Annotated in this window: 1 protein-coding gene; it reads right to left on the bottom strand. The window is 43.4% G+C overall.

What is annotated here, in order from left to right:
- Nucleotides 1-147: 147 nt before the first annotated feature.
- Nucleotides 148-694 (bottom strand): T9SS type A sorting domain-containing protein (locus WFZ85_RS16035; protein WP_342697261.1); only part of this gene is annotated, 547 nt, incomplete at its 5' end.

Here is a 694-nt window from a genome sequence, read left to right on the forward strand (position 1 = left end):
GCCGAACTAATTTTAGTAAAACACTGCCCAGATGCCGTGTTGTGTAGTGCTATAAAACTCAGTAGTAGTGTAAGTAGTGTTTTCATAAGGAATACGGTATTTAAAAAACAACCCACACACTGTGTGCGGGTTGTTGTATTGTTATTGTTAATGGGTAATTAATAGTTTTTTTTGTGCTATAATGCGGTCTTGGTTATACACTACAACAAGGTATATACCATTAGGATAGTGCTGGGTATTCATTGTGAGCGTGCCGTTGGTTTGGCTCAGGTCAAATGTGTCCAGTTCACGACCCGAAAGGTCGTATAAACTAACGGTTGCATTAGCCTCTACACCGCTGTAAGTTAAATTTACTTCATTTTTTGAAGGGTTGGGAGCTAGGGTAACTATTTCTTTATCAAAGGTTGCTACGTTGAGAGTACAACCTGTTACAGGGATAAGCAATGGTGTGGTAGCGGGAATATCGCTATCATTGCCGAGTTCACCAAACGCGTTTTCTCCCCAAGCATAAAGTGCGCCATTGCTTTTTAGGGCTATGGCGTGCCTGGCGCCGCCTTGTACTGCTACCCAGTCAGTATCGGTGCCTATTTGTATGGGTTGTCTTCGATTGATGGTGGTGCCATCGCCCAACTGGCTTTTATCATTGCGACCCCATGCCCAGAGTGTACCATTACTTTTAATGCCATAAGAGCTG

This window comes from Flavobacterium aureirubrum, from assembly GCF_038739835.1.
GTDB classification, from domain to species: Bacteria; Bacteroidota; Bacteroidia; order Flavobacteriales; family Flavobacteriaceae; genus Flavobacterium; species Flavobacterium aureirubrum.